Below are 1,619 nucleotides of genomic sequence, written 5' to 3' on the forward strand. Positions count from 1 at the left end.
GTTAATCGTTAATTTAAGGGCGGAAAAGATGCCTAAATATTTCGCAATTTAACCTATTGTACGTTTTGGAACAAAAAACGGCAACAGAGAATTGGTTATTTCTATGAAAATAGAAGTAATTATAGCAAATTCTCAAAGCAACGTGAGTAGAATATAGCTATACAAGAAAGCGATTGCAAGTTGAAATATGATTATGGATAAATTCTAGAAGCAGAATTGAAGAGAAAAAAGGAGTAATAACGAAACCTGTTGTAGCTATTTATTCGACAGTTTGCAATCTTATAAAAGGATATTAAATGTCTTTTATAATTGTTCTTTTCTTTTGGAAAAAATTTTATTTGCAATCCTACCAATATTATATTTTTTTTATAATTAAATATTATTTGGTCTTCTCGCCTAACATCATGAGGTAAATATTTAGAGTAACTTTCATCTCCCTAAACTTTTTTTGTATTCCAAAAAAGCAAGGGAAAAGCAGAATCATAGTAGTCGAGAGATATTTAAAGCTTAAAATGGAATTTTTAAGTGAACTGACTCTCCAAGGAAATTAGGAAAGCTAATTGCAAGGCGAAAGAGAAACTAAAACATTTTAATAAATTTTAATTTATTTATGTTTTGGAACCGCCGGATGCTTGGAAACTTGCTTGTCCGGTGGTGTGGGGGGCTTAGAGTAAATGAATGAAATACTTAAAACGCTCTAATTTCTATCCCGATTAAATCAACAATCTGAAGAAATTCATAAAGCTGTTTCTGTCAATGGTGGCGCTGGTGATCAAGGTTTAATGTTTGGTTATGCTACAAACGAAACAGCCTATTTTATGCCTTTACAGTTTATATTAGCTCGAAATTTAGCTTTACAATTAACTAAAATAAGAGAAAATAAAATTTTACCTTTTTTAAAACCAGATGGTAAAACACAATTAACTATGATATATGATGAAAATGGTAATGCTAGTTATATTGATTCGATTGTTGTTTCTTGTCATCATAGTGATATTGTTAAAAATAATAAAAATTTTTCAGATTCTATTATAAAATACATCATTAACCCTATTATTCCATCGAAATTTATCAATTTTAAAACTAAATTTTATATTAATCCAGCAGGAAGTTTTGCACAGGGAGGTCCTTGTTTTGATACCGGATTAACAGGGAGAAAAATTATCCAAGATAGTTATGGTAGCGGAGTGCATCATGGAGGCGGTTGTTTTAGCGGCAAAGATGCTTCTAAAGTAGATCGTAGCGGAGCGTATATGTTAAGGTATTTAGCCAAAAATATTGTTGCTTCGGGAATTTGTGATAAATGCGAATTACAAATAGCTTATGTAATTGGATTAAATTTTCCTGTTGGTTTGTTTATTAATACTTTTAATACTAGTAATGTTGATGACAATTTAATTCTAGATACTATTTATAAGAATTTTGATTTAAGTCCTCAAGGTATTATTAATAAATTAAAGTTAACTAAACCTATTTTTAATATTACTGCTAGATATGGACATTTTGGTATTAATAATGATCAATTTACTTGGGAAAAAACAGATCAAATTAAATTATTTTCTCAATTGTTAAACAAAATTAATTAATATATTTATTTTTATTTTTAGTTTTTAGTACAT

At 28.4% G+C, this 1,619-nt stretch carries 1 pseudogene; it reads left to right on the forward strand.

Annotated features, from left to right (window positions below):
* Positions 1-719 precede the first annotated feature (719 nt).
* Positions 720-1,586 (forward strand): annotated as a pseudogene (metK, locus tag KHD59_RS02355) (methionine adenosyltransferase); the annotation flags it as partial.
* Positions 1,587-1,619 lie beyond the last annotated feature (33 nt).

The sequence above is a fragment of the Sesame phyllody phytoplasma genome (assembly GCF_018390775.2).
Classification (GTDB): domain Bacteria; phylum Bacillota_I; class Bacilli_A; order Acholeplasmatales; family Acholeplasmataceae; genus Phytoplasma; species Phytoplasma australasiaticum.